Source organism: Chromobacterium vaccinii (genome assembly GCF_000971335.1).
GTDB lineage: Bacteria > Pseudomonadota > Gammaproteobacteria > Burkholderiales > Chromobacteriaceae > Chromobacterium > Chromobacterium vaccinii.
This window is the reverse complement of the sequence record NZ_JZJL01000022.1, coordinates 61,920-78,819: the sequence shown is the minus strand read 5'-3', so window position 1 is coordinate 78,819 and position 16,900 is coordinate 61,920. Positions and strand designations below refer to the sequence as shown.

The 16,900-nt window shown below is 63.0% G+C and carries 13 protein-coding genes; 5 read left to right on the top strand and 8 right to left on the bottom strand.

Going from position 1 to position 16,900, the window contains the following annotated elements; genetic code table 11:
* Nucleotides 1-131: 131 nt before the first annotated feature.
* From VL52_RS12490 to ccoN, 6 genes are all read right to left on the bottom strand, one after another.
* On the bottom strand, nucleotides 132-665 hold the full coding sequence (locus VL52_RS12490; protein ID WP_046157336.1) for a FixH family protein: 534 nt from the start codon (nucleotides 663-665) through the stop codon (nucleotides 132-134).
* Nucleotide 666: 1 nt separating this feature from the next.
* Nucleotides 667-2,100, bottom strand: a complete 1,434-nt coding sequence (gene ccoG / locus VL52_RS12485; protein ID WP_046157335.1) for a cytochrome c oxidase accessory protein CcoG — start codon at nucleotides 2,098-2,100, stop codon at nucleotides 667-669.
* A 121-nt stretch (nucleotides 2,101-2,221) separates the two neighbouring features.
* A complete protein-coding gene (gene ccoP, locus VL52_RS12480; protein WP_046157334.1) occupies nucleotides 2,222-3,151 on the bottom strand; it encodes a cytochrome-c oxidase, cbb3-type subunit III in 930 nt (309 codons plus the stop codon).
* The gene (locus VL52_RS12475; protein ID WP_046157333.1) at nucleotides 3,148-3,339 is read right to left on the bottom strand and encodes a cbb3-type cytochrome oxidase subunit 3; all 192 of its coding nucleotides are present in this window, start codon (nucleotides 3,337-3,339) and stop codon (nucleotides 3,148-3,150) included. The genes ccoP and VL52_RS12475 overlap by 4 nt, the downstream gene beginning before the upstream one ends.
* Before the next feature lie 3 nt (nucleotides 3,340-3,342).
* Nucleotides 3,343-3,957 carry a cytochrome-c oxidase, cbb3-type subunit II gene (gene ccoO, locus VL52_RS12470; protein ID WP_046157332.1) on the bottom strand — a complete coding sequence of 205 codons (615 nt, stop codon included), beginning with the start codon at nucleotides 3,955-3,957 and terminating at the stop codon, nucleotides 3,343-3,345.
* Nucleotides 3,958-3,972: 15 nt separating this feature from the next.
* Nucleotides 3,973-5,397, bottom strand: coding sequence for a cytochrome-c oxidase, cbb3-type subunit I (ccoN, locus tag VL52_RS12465; protein WP_021478124.1), 1,425 nt, complete (start codon nucleotides 5,395-5,397; stop codon nucleotides 3,973-3,975).
* 458 nt (nucleotides 5,398-5,855) lie between these two features.
* On the opposite strand from ccoN, the gene VL52_RS12460 reads away from it, so the two are divergent.
* Together VL52_RS12460 and pepN are read left to right on the top strand one after the other, a co-directional pair.
* On the top strand, nucleotides 5,856-7,649 hold the full coding sequence (locus VL52_RS12460; RefSeq protein WP_046157331.1) for a M61 family metallopeptidase: 1,794 nt from the start codon (nucleotides 5,856-5,858) through the stop codon (nucleotides 7,647-7,649).
* Between the two features lie 94 nt (nucleotides 7,650-7,743).
* Nucleotides 7,744-10,362, top strand: coding sequence for an aminopeptidase N (pepN, locus tag VL52_RS12455; protein WP_046157330.1), 2,619 nt, complete (start codon nucleotides 7,744-7,746; stop codon nucleotides 10,360-10,362).
* 72 nt (nucleotides 10,363-10,434) lie between these two features.
* Here pepN and VL52_RS12450 read toward each other — a convergent pair whose 3' ends face one another.
* Together VL52_RS12450 and VL52_RS12445 are read right to left on the bottom strand one after the other, a co-directional pair.
* Nucleotides 10,435-10,860 (bottom strand): Hsp20/alpha crystallin family protein, encoded by a 426-nt coding sequence (locus tag VL52_RS12450; RefSeq protein ID WP_046157329.1) that lies wholly within the window; start codon nucleotides 10,858-10,860, stop codon nucleotides 10,435-10,437.
* A 116-nt stretch (nucleotides 10,861-10,976) separates the two neighbouring features.
* Entirely contained in the window at nucleotides 10,977-12,635 is a 1,659-nt protein-coding gene (locus VL52_RS12445; RefSeq protein ID WP_046157328.1) for an SgrR family transcriptional regulator, read from the bottom strand.
* 122 nt (nucleotides 12,636-12,757) lie between these two features.
* Between VL52_RS12445 and VL52_RS12440 the strand changes: the two genes are divergently transcribed.
* The 3 genes from VL52_RS12440 (at nucleotide 12,758) to VL52_RS12430 (ending at nucleotide 16,881) form a co-directional block, all read left to right on the top strand.
* Nucleotides 12,758-13,966, top strand: coding sequence for an MFS transporter (locus VL52_RS12440; RefSeq protein ID WP_046157327.1), 1,209 nt, complete (start codon nucleotides 12,758-12,760; stop codon nucleotides 13,964-13,966).
* 58 nt (nucleotides 13,967-14,024) lie between these two features.
* A complete protein-coding gene (locus VL52_RS12435) occupies nucleotides 14,025-14,945 on the top strand; it encodes an alpha/beta fold hydrolase (RefSeq protein ID WP_046157344.1) in 921 nt (306 codons plus the stop codon).
* Between the two features lie 667 nt (nucleotides 14,946-15,612).
* Entirely contained in the window at nucleotides 15,613-16,881 is a 1,269-nt protein-coding gene (locus VL52_RS12430) for a RidA family protein (RefSeq protein WP_046157326.1), read from the top strand.
* Nucleotides 16,882-16,900 lie beyond the last annotated feature (19 nt).

The window sequence follows — 16,900 nt, the reverse complement described above, 5'->3', positions numbered from 1 at the left end:
GGCCTTTTGGCTGCGTTATCACTCGGACGCCGCCATCTGATCGGGCCGCCGCTACGCCGTTGTCTGGCTGGCGGTGGCATCAAAAAAACGGCCCGCTTGCGGGCCGTTTCGATAGGGGGCGAGTCTGGCGCTCAGTGCTCGGCCGGCTCCAGATGCGGCTGGCCCAGCATCGCCATCTGCCCGGAGCCCGGCTTCCATTCGCCCTGGATCCGCCATTTCTTGTCATGGTCTTCCAGCTGCACGTACCAGTGATTGGCGTTGACGGGGATCTTGGGCAGGATGCCCTGGTACAGATTGGGGCCGGCCATGGTCATCACGGCGGACAGGTCGTAATCGTCCTGAGCCGGGTGGATCATGCTCAGCGATAGGGTGTCGGGCAGCTTGACCTTGCTGCTTGTGACCAGGCGCAGGCTGCGGCCGTCGCTGCCGAACATCAGCTGGGCGGACAGGCCCATTTGCGCCGCGGCCTTGTCGCGCCGCAGCTCCATATTGATCGCCTTGCCCTTCTTGTAATAGTCGTCGGTGACCAGGCCGTCGTCGGACTTGATCGCCGCCATCAGAAAGAAGATGCCGACGACGACGGACACCGCCGGCAGGCCGAACAGTATCCAGGGCCAGGGTTCCTTGTACCAGGGGCGGGACGGGTGGTGGGCGGTATGCTGCATGTCATTCTCCGATGAAGCTGGATTTTTCTTCTACCCGCAACGAGGGATCGCCGGCGGATTCTACGATGAAGCGGATCGGGTGGCTGCCCTTGGTCGCGTACTGCGGATCGGCCTCCACGTGCACGGTGGCGCTGTCGGTGGCAGCGGCGGGAATGGCCACCAGCGGCGTTTCGGTCTTGACCTTGATGTCGGGCAGGCCTTCGGCTGTGATCCGGAATTGCTGCGGACGTTCCGTGGTGTTGATGATCTTGATGATGTAGGTATTTTCCAGCCAGCCTTCGTCGGTCTCGCGCACCAGCGACGCGCGGTCGCGCAGGATGTCCACCTTGAACGGCTTGCGCATCGCCAGCGAGGTGACGGCGGCGATGATCACCGCGCTCAGCACCAGGATGTACAGCACCACGCGGGGACGTTTCAGCCGCGACGCGATTTCCTTTTCCGGATACTTGCCTTCCAGCGCGTTTTCGGTAGTGTAGCGGATCAGGCCGCGCGGATAGCCCATCTTGTCCATCACTTCGTCGCAGGCGTCGATGCAGGCGGCGCAGCCTATGCACTCGTATTGCAGGCCGTTGCGGATGTCGATGCCCACCGGGCACACCTGCACGCAGATGCTGCAGTTGATGCAGGAGCCCAGGCCCTGTTCTTTCGGGTCGGATCCCTTCTTGCGCGCGCCGCGCGGCTCGCCGCGGGCCTCGTCGTAGGAGATGATCAGCGTGTCGGCGTCGAACATCACGCTCTGGAAGCGGGCGTACGGGCACATGTATTTGCACACCTGCTCGCGCATGAAGCCGGCGAACAGATAGGTGAAGCCGCCGTAGAAGAACATCCAGAACGTCTCCCACGGACCGTAGCCGAAGGTGGGCAGCGCCGCGACCAGGCTGCGCATCGGCGTGAAATAGCCTACCAGCGTGAGGCCGGTCCACAGCGAGAAGGCGATCATGATGAAGTGTTTGGCGGTTTTCAGCCTGAGCTTGCGCAAGCTCATCGGCGCGGCGTCCAGCTTGATGCGCTTGTTGCGGTCTCCCTCTACCCATTGCTCTATCCACAGCATGATCTCGGTGTACACCGTCTGCGGACAGGAATAGCCGCACCACAGCCGGCCGGCGATGGTGGTCCAGGTGAACAGGCCGAAGGCGCAGCACATCAACAGCGCGGCGAGGTAGACGAAGTCCTGCGGCCAGACGGTGAGGCCGAACAGGTAGAACTTGCGGTCGGCCAGATCGAACAGCACCGCCTGGCGGCCGTTCCATTGCAGCCAGGGCAGGCCCAGGTAGACCAGCTGGGTGCCGAGCACAAACAGGATGCGGAGGTTGTTGAACATGCCTTTGGCGGCACGGACGTAGATTTTCTGGTGGGATTCGTACAGCGAGACGGTTTCGTTGTCCTGGCCGGCGCCTTCAACCTTGATCGGGATTTTCTTCAGCGATTCGGACATGTCGTTTTCCTGAAGAGGGTTTGGTGAAACTCACCGGTCGATGCGCTCTACCAAAGCCTCTGGGTGGGGAGAGGCGAAGCGCGCCGCCCGCGCGGGGCGGACGGCGCGCCGTGCAAGGCGCTTACTGCTGCGCCTTGGGGTTGTTGGACAGGCTCCAGACGTAGGCGGCCAGCAGGTGGACCTTGCCTTCGCCGAGAAAATCCTTCCAGGCCGGCATCTGGCCGCTGCGGCCGTTGGTGATGGTCTCGATGATGGCCTTCTCGGTGCCGCCGTACAGCCAGCTGCCCGACGGATGGGTCAGGTTGGGCGCGCCCAGTTGCTGGTTGCCCTTGCCGTCCGGACCGTGGCAAGTGGCGCATACCGCGGCGAAGGTTTCCTTGCCTCGGGCCGCGCGTTCCGCGTCGAACTTCTTCTTGTGCTCGGACAGCGACATCACGTAGTTGGCCACATCCTTGACCTTCTCTTCGCCGAAGGCGGCGCCCCAGGCCGGCATCTGGCCGTGGCGGCCATTCAGGATGGTGGTCTTGATGGTGTCCGGCTCGCCGCCGTAGATCCAGTCATGGCTCACCAGGTTGGGGAAGCCCTTGGCGCCGCGGGCATCCGCGCCGTGGCACTGCACACAGTAGGTCTGGAATAGGCGACGGCCCATTTCCTGGGCTTTGGGGTCGGCGGCGACCGACTTCATATCCTGCTTCAGGTACTTGTCGTACAGCGGCTGGTATTTTTGCTCGGCGGCCTTGCTCTCGGCCTTGTACTGGTCGATCTGGGTCCAGCCGAAAGCGCCCTTGTAGTCGCCCAGGCCCGGGTACAGCGCCAGGTAGACCACGCCGAAGATCAGCGTGATGTAGAACATCAGCATCCACCAGCGCGGCAACGGGTTGTTGTACTCGGCCAGGTCGCCATCCCAGATGTGGCCGGTGATGTCGACTTCTTCGCCCTTTTTGACCGTGGTCTTGGATTGGGTGAACACCAGCAGCGTCAAGCCGATGATGCCGCCCAGCACGATCACGATAATCCAGATATTCCAGAAACCGCTTGTGAATTGACTCATTTTCTCGCTCCGTGGGAAGCCTCGTCATGCGGGGCTTCCTCTACCTTGTCGTCGTCCATGAAGGGCAGGTTGGCCGCCTCCTCGTACCGGTTCTTGGAGCGTTTGCTGTAGGCCATGATCAACACCATGATGAAGAACGCGAAGCAGACCACGGTGAACAGCGAACGCCCGAAAGTGACCCAGTCCATGGCTTAGCGCCTGTTCTTCACGGCAAGGCCCAGGCCCTGCAGGTAGGCGACGACGGCGTCCTGCTCGGATTTGCCTTCCACCTGGGACTTCGCCTCGGCGATGTCCTTGTCGGTGTAGGGCACGCCGACCAGGCGCAGGGCTTCCATCTTCTTCGGCACCACGTCGGCGTCGGCCAGGTTCTTGGACAGCCACGGGAAGGCCGGCATGTTCGACTCCGGCACCACGTCGCGCGGGTTGTTCAAGTGCACGCGGTGCCATTCGTCGGAATAGCGGCCGCCGACGCGGGCGAGGTCGGGGCCGGTGCGCTTGGAGCCCCACAGGAACGGGTGGTCGTAGACGGATTCGCCGGCCACGGAGTAGTGGCCGTAACGTTCGGTTTCGGCGCGGAACGGGCGGATCATCTGGGTGTGGCAGGTGGTGCAGCCTTCGCGGATGTAGATGTCGCGGCCAGCCAGCTGCAGGGCGGTGAACGGCTTGACGCCGGCCACCGGTTCGGTCACGGATTTCTGGAACGCGAGCGGCAGGATTTCCACCAGGCCGGCCACGCTGACCACCAGCAGGGTCAGCACGATCAGCCAGCCTACATGCTCTTCAATCAGTTTCTGGATTCTGTCCATGATTATTCTCGCCTGTTAATGTGCTTCTGCGGTGATGGCCGGGATCTTGGCATCGACGGCGCGGCCTGCGACGACGGTGCGGTAGGTGTTGTAAGCCATCAAAAGCATGCCGGAGAGGTACAGGAAGCCGCCCAGCAGACGCACCGTGTGGTACGGGTAGGTGGCTTTCACCGCCTCGACGAAGGCGTAGGTCAGGGTGCCGTCCGGGTTCAGCGCGCGCCACATCAGGCCTTGCATCACGCCGGAGATCCACAGCGCGGCGATGTAGAGCACCACGCCGACGGTGGCCAGCCAGAAGTGGGCCTCGATCAGCTTGACGCTATGCATGGTTTCGCGGCCGAACAGGCGCGGGATCAGGTAGTACATCGAGCCGATGGTGATGAAGCCCACCCAGCCCAGCGCGCCGGAGTGCACGTGGCCGATGGTCCAGTCGGTGTAGTGGGACAAGGCATTGACGGTCTTGATAGACATCATCGGGCCTTCGAAGGTGGACATGCCGTAGAACGACAGCGACACCACCAGGAACTTCAGCACCGGGTCGGTGCGCAGCTTATGCCAGGCGCCGGACAGGGTCATGATGCCGTTGATCATGCCGCCCCAGGACGGCGCAAGCAGGATCAGGGAAAACACCATGCCGACGGACTGGGTCCAGTCGGGCAGCGCGGTGTAGTGCAGGTGGTGCGGACCGGCCCACATATAGGTGAAGATCAGCGCCCAGAAGTGCACCACCGACAGGCGGTAGGAATACACCGGACGGCCGGCCTGCTTGGGAACGAAGTAGTACATCATGCCGAGGAAGGCCGCGGTCAGGAAGAAGCCCACCGCGTTGTGGCCGTACCACCATTGCACCATCGCGTCGACGGCGCCGGAGTACACCGAATAGGATTTCCACATGGTCACCGGCACGAAGGCGGAGTTGACGATGTGCAGCAGCGCCACGGCCAGGATGAAGGCGCCGTAGAACCAGTTGGCCACGTAGATGTGCTTGACCTTGCGGATGGCGATGGTGCCGAAGAACACGATGGCGTAAATCACCCAGATCACGGCGATCAGCAGCTTGATCGGCCATTCCAGCTCTGCGTATTCCTTGGAGGTGGTGAAGCCGAGCGGCAGCGTGATGGCCGCCAGCACGATCACCAGCTGCCAGCCCCAGAAGGTGACGGCGGCCAGCTTGTCGGAAATCAGTCTGACGTTACAGGTACGTTGCACCACGTAGTAGGAGGTGGCGAACAGACCGCAGCCGCCGAAGGCGAAGATGACGGCGTTGGTGTGCAAGGGGCGCAGGCGGCCAAAGTGGAACCAGGGCCCGAAATTGAGCTCCGGCCACACCAGCTGGGCCGCAATGATGACGCCCACCAACATGCCGACGATGCCCCAAACTACGGTCATGATGGCAAATTGGCGCACCACCTTATAGTTATAAGTGGGTTGCGTTTCCATTTAAGGTTTTCTCCAAGGTTGCTAACTCAGAACATGACAAACCGAGGCGGCTTGAACTTTTCAACCTCATCCCAATCTGGAAATTGGAAAGCAAGCCGCGGGGAACCGTGTAGTGAAAGTCGAATCAGGTGCTTGACCTGTACCGATAGGCTTTGATGTCTGTATTAGCAGTTTGCCGGCCTTTTCGATAGCACCAAATTCCCACGTATCCAATGCCGTTATTCTAAATCAAATGCCTTATGCGAGCCAGTTGCATAGTCGGCTTGGATCGGTTCTTGTCTGTCCCAATTCTCGCGGTATTACGAGGGTAGCGATACGAATAGTGCATGTTGCTACGCATGCAATTGTATTGGCGTATTGGTATGACTTCTTGACATGGATCAATACGCCATGAGGGCAACCGCCAAAATCGCGGAAATGCTAGAATCATCAAGTTTTGCAACGCTTGCAGGCTGATCATGACCCAACCCGTCCCAGTACAATACACGCTGCGCCCGGTGTCGCCGGAAGCGCACCTGTTCGAGGCAACCGTCATCGTTACGCACCCGGCCAAGGATGGCCAGGTGTTTTTTTTGCCGGCGTGGATTCCCGGCAGTTATATGATCCGTGAATTTTCCAAGCACATCGTCGAGATGGAGGCCCGCGCCGGCGGCAAGCCGGTGGCGCTGCGGCAGCTGGGAAAGAACCGCTGGCAGGCGGCGCCGGCCAAGGGCGCGCTGACGCTGCGCTATCTGGTCTACGCCTTCGACCTGTCGGTGCGCGGCGCCTATCTGGACGGCGAGCGCGGTTTTTTCAACGGCACCAGCGTGTTCCTGGCGGCTGAGGGTTATGAAAACGAGCCCTGCGCCGTGGAGATCCACGCGCCGGAAGGCAAGGCCTACGCCGATTGGAAAGTAGCCACCAGCCTGCCCGCCGTCGACATCAAGAAAAAGAGCGGCTTCGGCGGCTACCAGGCATCCAGCTACGATGAGCTGATCGACCACCCGGTGGAAATGGGCGAGTTCCAAAAGGTCAGCTTCAAGGCTTGCGGCGTGCCGCACGAGTTCGTTGTCTCCGGCCATTTCCAGAGCGATCTGAAGCGACTGGCCGAAGACACCAAAAAGATTTGCGAATACCAGATCAAGCTGTTCGGCGAGCCGGCCCCGTTCGATCGCTACGTGTTCATGCTGTTCGTCGGCAAGGACATCTACGGCGGCCTGGAGCACCGCGCGTCCACCGCGCTGGTGGCCAACCGCGACGACTTGCCCGCGCCTGGCGCGACCGACATCGGCGACGGCTATCTGAAGCTGCTGGGCCTGATCAGCCACGAATACTTCCACAGCTGGAACGTCAAGCGGATGAAGCCGGCGGCGTTCACGCCATATGACCTGAATCGCGAAGGCATGACCCGCCTGCTGTGGGCATTCGAAGGCATCACCTCCTATTACGACGACCTGACCCTGGTCCGCTGCGGGCTGATCGACGAGAAGCGCTACTTGGGACTGGTGGCGGAAACCATCACCGGCGTGCAACGCGGCGCGGGCCGCCTCAAGCAGACGCTGGAGCAATCCAGCTTCGAGGCCTGGACCAAGTACTACCGCCAGGACGAGAACAGTCCCAACAGCATCGTCAGCTACTACACCAAGGGCTCGCTGGCCGCGCTGGCGCTGGATCTCACCATCCGCCGCGACAGCAAGGGCAAGCAGTCGCTGGACGACGTGATGCGCGCGCTGTGGAGCAAGTGGCTGGCTGACGGCAATGGCCTGGAAGAGGACGAGTGGGAAAAGATCGCGATCGAAACCACCGGCCTCAAGCTCAAGCCCTTCTTCGATCTGGCGCTGCGCAGCACCCAGGACCTGCCGCTGGCGGAGTTGTTGAAGAGCCAGGGCGTGGAACTGAAATTCGAGGCCGCGCAGGGCGCGTCCGACCGCGGCGGCGTGGTGGATGCCTTCGCCGGCAAGCCGGCGCCGCTGACGCTGGGCATCAAGACCGCGGCCGACGCCGCCGGGGTCAAGTTGACTCAGGTGCTGGACGGCGGCGCCGCGCAACAGGCCGGCCTGTCCGGCGGCGACGTGGTGGTGGCGGTGGACAAGCTCCGCGCCTACGATTTGGACAAACAACTTGCCCGTCTGGCGGCGGGGGACAAGATCAAGCTGCACGCCTTCCGCCGCGACGAACTGATGACTTTCGACGTGGCGCCGCAGGCCGCGCCCGAGGATACCTGCCGCCTCAAGCTGGAAGCCGGCGGCGGCAAATGGATTGCAGGCCGCTGACAGAGCGGTCGATTTCGACCAAGAGCGGCGCCGATCAGGCACCGCGCCGTCTATGAAAGAGACCGGCCACGAGCCGGACCATAAGGAGACACGCATGGCCCAACAGCCAGAAGTCAAGTATCGCAAGGATTATCGGGCTCCGGCCTTCCTGATCGACCGCGTCGATCTGGTGTTCGACATCGAGGACGAGGCCACCCGCGTGCAGTCGCGGCTGGTGGTCACCCGCAACGGCGATTCCGCCGAGCGCGACCTGACGCTGGACGGCAGCGCCAAGCTGCTGGCCGTGCTGCTGGACGGCGAAAAGCTGGACGAGACCCGCTACGGCCTGGCCGACGACGTGCTGACCGTGCGGCAGGTGCCGGACAGCTTCATCCTGGAAGTGGAAACCGAACTCGATCCGGCGGCCAATACCAGCCTGATGGGCCTGTACGCGTCCAGCGGCAACCTGTTCACCCAGTGCGAGCCGGAAGGCTTCCGCAAGATCACCTACTACCTGGACCGTCCGGATGTGATGGCCAAGTTCACCACCACCATCAAGGCCGACAAGCAGAAGTACCCGGTGCTGTTGTCCAACGGCAACAAGGTGGGCGAGGGCATGGTGGACAAGAAGCGGCACTGGGTCAAATGGGTCGACCCCTACCGCAAGCCGTCCTATCTGTTCGCGCTGGTGGCCGGCAAGCTGGTGGCGCTGAAGGACAAGTTCGTCACCATGCGCGGCCGCGAAGTGGCGCTGGAGATCTGGACCGAGCCCGCCGACCAGGACAAGACCGCGCACGCGATGGAGTCGGTCAAGCACTCGATGAAGTGGGACGAGGAGCGCTTCGGCCTGGAGTACGACCTGGACATCTACATGATCGTCGCGGTCGGCGACTTCAACATGGGCGCGATGGAGAACAAGGGCCTCAACATCTTCAACACCAAGTACGTGCTGGCGCGCCAGGACACCGCCACCGACGCCGACTTCGAAGGCATCGAGGCGGTGATCGGCCACGAATACTTCCACAACTGGACCGGCAACCGCGTCACCTGCCGCGACTGGTTCCAGCTGAGCCTGAAGGAAGGCCTGACCGTCTACCGCGACCAGGAATTCAGCGCCGACATCTACAGCCGCGCGGTGAAGCGCATCGAGGACGTCAAGGGCCTGCGCATGGCGCAGTTCCCGGAGGACGCCGGCCCGACCGCGCATCCGATCCGTCCGGACAGCTATATCGAGATGAACAACTTCTACACCATGACCGTGTACGAGAAGGGCGCGGAAGTGGTGCGGATGTACGAGACGCTGCTGGGGCGAGACGGCTTCCGCAAGGGCATGGACCTGTACTTCAAGCGCCATGACGGCCACGCCGTCACCTGCGACGACTTCCGAGCCGCGATGGCCGACGCCAACGACGTCGATCTGTCGCAGTTCGCGCTGTGGTACAGCCAGGCCGGCACGCCGCGCCTGGCCGTTTCCTCCAGCTACAACCCCGGCGAGCGAAGCTACACGCTGACCGTCAAGCAGAGCTGCCCGGCCACGCCGGGCCAGCAGGCCAAGCTGCCGTTCCACATCCCGCTGGCGCTGGGCCTGGTGGGCGCGGACGGCCAGGACCTGCCGCTGCGCCTCGCCGGCGAAGCCGAGGCTGTTGGCGCGTCGCGCGTGCTGGACGTCAAGGCCGCCGAACAGAGCTTCACCTTCGTCGACATCCCGGCCGAGCCGGTGCCGTCGCTTCTGCGCGGCTTCTCCGCGCCGGTGAAGCTGGAATACGACTGGCGCGACGACCAACTGGTGTTCCTGATGGCCAGCGACAGCGACAGCTTCTGCCGTTGGGAAGCCGGCCAGATCTTCGCCGAGCGCCTGTTCAAGCAGCTGCTGGACGACGCGGCCGCGGGCCGCGAGCTCAAGCTGTCGGAAACCTTCATCGGCGCCTTCCGCGCGGTGTTGAAGGACCATAGCCTGGATCCGGCGTTCAAGGCGCTGATGCTGAATCTGCCGAGCGAAGGCGAAATCCTGGAAATGGTGGACGTGGCCGATCCGGCGGCGATCCACCTGGTGCGCGAATTCGTGCTGGACCAGCTGGCGCAGGCGCTGCGGGGCGAATGGCGCGAGGCGTACGAACTCAATCTCACCCGCGAGTACAAGCCGCAGGACTCCGGCAAGCGCAGCCTGAAGAACCGAGCGCTATGGATGTTGAACCGCCTGGACGACGCCTGGCCGGCAGAGATCGCCGCCAAGCAGTTCCGCGACGCCGACAACATGACCGACCAGATGGGCGCGTTGCTGGCGCTGCGCGACCGCGACGGCCAGGAGCGCGACGACTGCTTCACCGACTTCGCCTCGCGCTGGCAGAACGAGGCGCTGGTGATGGACAAGTTCTTCACCTTGATCGGCGGCAGCCAGCTGGACGGCACGCTGCAGCGGGTGGAGGCGGCGCTGCATCACCCGGCGTTCAGCATCCGCAACCCCAACAAGGTGCGTTCGCTGCTGGGCGCTTTCGGCGCCAACCTGCACCACTTCCACGCCGGCGACGGCAGCGGCTACCGTTTCCTGGCCGACCGCATCCTGGAGCTGGACGCCATCAATCCGCAGGGGGCCAGCGGCCTGACCCGCGCCTTCCGCCGGATGCAGAAGCTGGAGCCGGGCCGGCAGGCGCTGATGCGGGCCGAGCTGGAGCGCATGGCACGGGCCGAGCTGTCCAAGGACGTGTACGAGATCGTATCCAAGATCCTGGCCTGATTCGCGTCATCGCCAGCGAAAACGCGCCGGGAGACCGGCGCGTTTTTTATTGCCGCGGGGCCGAGGCTGAGCTTACTCGATCCGCAGCCGCTGGCCGGCGCCGCTGTTGCGGCGCTTGGGCAGGGTCAGGCTCAGCACGCCGTTCTCATACTTGGCGCTGGCGGTTTCGCGGTCGATGTCCTGCGGCAGCTGGAAGCTGCGCGACACTAGGCCGTAATACCGCTCGCTGCGCAGCGGGCGTTCATCCTTGTCCTGTTGGTCGAACTGCTTGATCTCGGCCTTGATCGTCACCAGCGCGCCGTCGATGTCGACGTGGATGTCTTCCTTGCCGACGCCCGGCAATTCGGCTTCCACCTGATAGGCGTCGCCGGTTTCCTTCACATCCATCTTGATCTGCGCTGGCAGCGCGTCGCCGTGCAGCGGTTTGACGAGGAAACCCGGGGTGAAATCGCGGAAAAACTCGTCAAACAGGCTATGGCGGGCAGGCAGCATGCTCATTTGCTTCTCCTTTCAGTTCATGGGCTTACGGCGGGATTTCCGTCCTGTGATCGAAGATGAGGCGCATGTGAGCGGTTTCAAGAGGCGTGGCGCGTCCGGAGTTGACGCGCGTCAACTCAGCCGCGCAGCCACAGGCCGGCGAAGTCGGTCCAGCCGTTGCCGCCCAGCTGCAAGCCGGCCAGCTGCGGGCTGGCGACGTGGCCCAGCGTCTCGTGCGACAGCGGCAGCATCCAGCCTTCGGCCACCAGCCAGTCGCCGGCGCGGCGGTAGCCTTCCTGGCGCGCGGCGAATTCCGGTTCCGCCTGCAGGCTGCGCATGTCCCGGGCCAACCGGGCGGCGGCGTCGGGCGCCAGTCCCAATTGCAGCGTGCTGCAGCCGCTCAGCCATTCGAACATGCCGTAGTCGCGGTCGCCGTGCAGCAGTTCGCTGCACAGGATCAGGTCGGCGCGGTCGCGCCAGGCGGCGCTGTCGAAGAATTCGCGCCGCGACAGGCCATGGATGTCTAGCGCGACGCCCTGTTGCGCAAGCCGCTGCGCCAGCGCGGCGGCCAGCGGCGGGAAGCAGGGCAGATCGTAATGGAACAGCGTCAGCCGCGCGCCATCCAGCCGCGGCGGCGGAGCCGGCGCCGGGCGCGGATGGCGCCAGCCCGGCTGCAGCCCCAGCGCCGGCGCGCGTTCGTCGCAGGCGGCCACCGGATGCGGCTCGGCCAGGAATCGCATCAGCGGCAGCCGTTGTCCGGCCGCGACGCGGACGCTGCGCGGCGACAGCAGCAGATAGGTGCAAGCCGATTGCAGCATGGTGGCGCCGCGCTGATTGCCGTATTCCAGCCGCAGGTGGAAGTCCTGTTCGGCCGGGGACGGGATGATCCACAGCTCGATCGCGTCCAGCAGCGCGCGCTCGCGGTAGTGCTGGTCGAACGCGGCCAGCTTCAGTCGCTGCGGACTGCTCAGCTCGACGCGGAACGGCCCGCTGCCCACCGGCATGCGCTCGAAATCCGCGCCGCGCCGCATCGGCACGATGGACGAGTTGGCGGTCGCCAGCCGCTGCGGCCACAGCTGGTCGGCTTCGGACAGCAGGCAACTGAACGACAGCGCGTCATGGACGTCAATCTGCCGCAGATGGCCGTACAGTGCGTGGTAGGGATTGTCCGGCTGTTTGAGCCTGAGCAGGCTGGCGGCCGCGGTTTCGGCGTCCAGCGCTCCGCCGTCGTGAAAGCGCAGGCCGGGACGCAGCCAGAAACGCCAATTTCTGCCTTCCGGATCGGCTTCCCAGTGGTGGGCCAGCGCCGGCCGCAGTTCCTGGTCCAGGCGGTCGTGGCGGCACAGCCGGTCGAAGATCTGCCGCACCAGGTGCGATTCCAGCCGGGAGTTGACGTGCTGCGGGTCCAGTGTCAGCGGTGGGTGCGGAATGGGAATGCGCAGGCTGCGTCCGCTGTCGCCGGCGCCCAGGTGCTGCGGCAGGGCGGCCAGCAACCGTTGCTGCCTGGACGGCTCCAGCCGGGAGAAGGCCTGCTCCAGCTGGCCGCGCGCCAGCATGCCTTGCAACTGCTGCCATTCAAGCTCGTCCGGCCGCTGCAGCAGCCTGAGCGTGGAGCGGTGGCCGCGTCCGCGGCCGGCCCGCCATTCCAGCCAGCCCAGTTCGCGCATCCTGGCCAGCTGCAGCCGCGCGTTGCGCTCGCCGCATCGCCATAACTCGGCCAGCTGCGGCAGGCCGGGCTGGGCCGGCGCGTCGCCATAGGCCAGATAGAGCTGCTGGTATTGCTGCTGCAGGCGCATCGGGACTCCTGTTGGGATGGGCAGGATAAAAGCGGAAGTATTTATTCGGGATTGTATCCATTTTTACATTCCGCTTTATCGGCAATACTGCAGCGGTTCCCTTTGCTTTACAAGGTGTTGTCGTGGATCTGCGTTCTTCCGTGGTGCGGCGCGTGCTGCTGTCTTCCTTCTTGTTGTCCCTGTCGCGGGCGGTGATCTCGCCGCTCTTGGTGCTGGCGCTGGGCAAGCAATTGCAGTTGTCGGTGCAGGCTACCGGCACGCTGCTGGCGGTGGTGCTGCTGGGGTCCGCCTTGTTTGGACTGTACGGCGGCTACTGGCTGGACCGGCTGCCCAGGGGGCCGGCCCTGAGAGGCGCGGCGGTGCTGATGGGCGCGGGCAGCGTGTTGCTGCCTTACGGCCACAGCTACGCGACGGTGGTGACGGCGCTGGCGGCGGGCGAGCTTGCGATGGTGGTATACAGCATCGCGGTGAAGGCGATACTCAGCGACGTGGTGGCCGAGCAGTGGCGCAGCAAGGCGTTTTCTATGCGCTACACGCTGGCCAACGTGGCCTGGGCGCTGGGGCCCATGCTGTGCGCCGGCATGCTGTTCTGGCACGAGACGGCGCCTTATTGGCTGGGCGGCCTGCTTGCGTTGGCCGGCCTCGCGGCGCAGCCCCGGCTGCCGGAGCGGCGGCATGATCCCGCGGCGCTGCCCGACGGTTTCGCCGCCACGCTGCGCACGCTGGCCGGCGACCGGGTGCTGGTGTGGTTCACCCTCAGCAGCCTGCTGGCCTATGTGGTGTACGGCCGTTTTTCCGGCTATCTGCCGCTGTTCCTGCTGACGCGGATGGACGAGGCCGAGGCGATGCGCTGGATGTCGGCGCTGATCAGTTGCAACGCCGTGGTGGTAGTGCTGTTGCAATACCCGCTGGGCCGGCTGCTGAAGCCGAACCGGCTGATGCGGGCCATCGTCGGCGGCTTTCTGCTGATCGGCGCCGGCATGCTGTGGCTGGGCAGCGTGGACAGCCTGCCGCTGATGTGCGCGGCGATCGCGCTGTTCACTCTGGGCGAGATCGTGCTGGTGCCGGCCGAATACCTGTACATCGACGCCATCGCGCCGGACGCGCTGAAGGGCAGCTATTACGGCGCGCAGAATCTGGCTTCGCTGGGCGGCGCGCTGGGGCCGGCGATGGTGGGGGTGCTGCTGTCGCATGGGCCGTCCTGGGTGGTGTTCGCCATATTGGCGCTGCTGTGCGTGGCCGGCGCGGGGCTGGCGCTCTACAGCGAGCGGCTGCGTTTGCGGCAGGACGGCGCGCGAACGGCTTTTCCTTTGCCGGGTTCTTTGTCATGATCAAGCGTTTGCTTGAATTGCCGCGCAGACGGCGATGGCATCGGCCAGCGAGGAGAATATGGAGAAACTGCAGCAGGACTTATGGGTGCCGGTCGGCGATGGCGAGCGCTTGCATCTGAAGCGCATCTGCGGCCGCGAAGGCGGCGCGCCGGTGCTGATGGCGCATGGCGTGATGGCCAACGGCCGCACCTTTTATACCGAATCCGGCAAGGGCCTGGCCCACTTCCTGGCCGACGCCGGCTACGATGTGTACGCAGCCGACCTGCGCGGCCGGGGCCGCAGCACGCCCAAGATCGGTCCGCATTCCCGCCACGGCCAGACCGAGACCATTTGCGAAGACCTGCCGGCGCTGCATGACTTCGTCCGCAGGAAAAGCGGCGGCCAGCAGGTGCACTGGATCGCCCACTCCTGGGGCGGCGTGCACATGACCAGCTGCCTGGTCCGTTTCCCGGAAATCGCCGCCGAGGTGGCGAGCGTGGTGTATTTCGGCTCCAAACGCAGCGTGAGGGTGCGCAATCTGAACAAGCTGATCGAGGTGGATTTCATGTGGTGCACCGCAGCGCGCTGGCTGATCAAGGCCTGCGGCTATCTGCCGGCGCGGCGCATCCGGCTGGGTGTCGACGACGAGAGCGACAAGAGCCATCTGCAGAGCAAGCTGTGGGCCCAGCCCGGGCCGTGGGTGGACAGCGACGACGGCTTCGATTATGCCGCGGCGGCGGAGGCCGGCCATCTGCCGCCGGTTCTGTATTTCGCCGCCGCCAACGATCCTTGCCGCGGCCATCCGGAAGACGTGCGCCGCTTCCGCGACGAATCCGGCCCGCATCTGTCGCGCCTGCATTTGCTTGGGCGGCGGGCCGGCCATCTGCACGACTACAACCACGTGTCGCTGCTGACCCACCCTGATGCGCCGCGCGACCACTTCCCGTTGGCGCTGGACTGGCTGGCGGGACGCTACGACGCGGTGGCGGAGAATTATTGAGCCGGCTTGGATGGGTGGCTGGGACTTGGATTTCACGCCCATTCTGCATTTTTTTGCGTAAGAGAGGCCGCATGGATGCCATGCGGCCTCTCGCGTCTCTTTATCCGCGCCACCGCGGCGCTCGGGAGCCGCTTTGTCCAACTGGTGAGTTATGGGCTGCGCGCTAATTTATAGTTCGGCCTCTCATTTAAAACGTGATAAACAACAAATCATTTGGCGCCGCATATTATCGATGTTGATCATTGTCAAATCCCACTTCTGAGGAATATGTTTGATCTTGCTGTTTTAAAGAACAGGTGTGAAGAAAATGGCAGTGTGAAATATTAGCATTAAAGAGCAGTTTTAGTTGAATATGCGACATGATGGATGGCTATGTCCTGTGGCGGCGGCCTTTTACTCAATTCGAATTGATTCCTTGCGCTTTGTTTTATTGTCGAGTCGTATTGACAGCCCTAGGCGATGAACCGATAAAATCCGGAATCTTGATTGCATTGCTTCCATTTTCCGCGATTTCGGCCTTGGTTGGTTTTTCGGCTTTGACAAGGCTTTATCTTGTTGTCGAATGGATTGAATAATGGTAATGCCAATGGAGCGGCGGTTGTCGATGGCGAAGCGACATATATTCGGCCATGCTGCGGATTAATTCGAACGAAACAGGTATACCATCATGAGTAGCTTCAACGCGGTACTGGCAAGGAATTCGGAAAAGGCGCCAAATGGAATGGGGCGGTATTCCCAAACGGTAGCCTTCTCGCACTACAACAATCTGTCGGCTCAGTTGCCGGTGGATCCCGCGACGGGGCGTTTGGTGGCCGGCGGCGTGAAAGAACAGGCCGAAAGATGCTTCAAGAATATCCAGGAAATTATAAAAAGCATCGGCCATGAGATGAGCGATGTGGTGAGGATCACCATTTTCCTGCAAGATATCTCCGATATGCATGCGGTCAACGCGGTGTATTCCGCCTTCTTCCCGGATTATGTCCCTACCTTGACGACTGTCGCGGTCGCGGCTTTGCCGATGGGCGCCTTGTTGCAGGTGGAGGCTCTGCTTTCCAATGGCGAGGGCACCATTCCCAATGCGCCGCAGGCTGGCGATCTGGTCAAGATCGCAAGCGATAGCCGCAATGCGCCGACCAGCCATTTGTCTACCCAATCGGTGGCTTTTTCCCATTACAACAATATCTCGGCTCAATTGCCGATTGATCCTGAATCCGGGAAACTGGTCGTGGGAGGCGCAAGAGAGCAGGCGGTTCAGTGCTTGAAGAATATCCGGGCGATTCTGGAAAATATCGCAGTGCCGTTTGACGATATTGTCAAAGTCAATATTTTCCTTAAAAACCTGTCGGATATCGAATCGGTAAACGAAGCTTATCGCGCGTTCTTCCCCGACTCGGCCATCGCCCGGGCGGTGGCCTATGTTCCGGCGCGCACGGTAGTGGAAGCCACGCTGCCTATGGATGCCCTGGTGCAAATTGAAGCGGTGGTGTCGCATGGGGATGGCACGCCGCCGCAAGCCGTTGAAGACAGGCACGGCATTGTGATCAAGGCGCATAATACTGAAAACGCTCCCCGGTGCCCGCTTTCTACGCAAACGGTGGCGTTCTCCCATTACAACCACCTTTCCGCTCAATTGCCTTTGCATCCGGAGACCAATGAAATGGTGGCCGGCGGCGTGAAAGAGCAGGCCGCGCAGTGCTTGAACAACATCAAGGCTATCGTGGAAAGCATAGGCCACGCGATGGGCGATGTGGTCAAGGTCAATGTTTTCCTTAAAAACATCGCGGATATGGATGCGGTGGACGAGGTTTACGCCACCTTCTTCCCCGGCGGCGTTCCCGCGCGGCGGGTGGTGGGCGTTGGCGCCTTGCCTCGCGGCGCGATGATACAAATCGATGCCGTGGTGGCCAATGCCGAGGGCACGCCTCCGAAAGCATAAGCAGTCGTTTTTTTGAAAA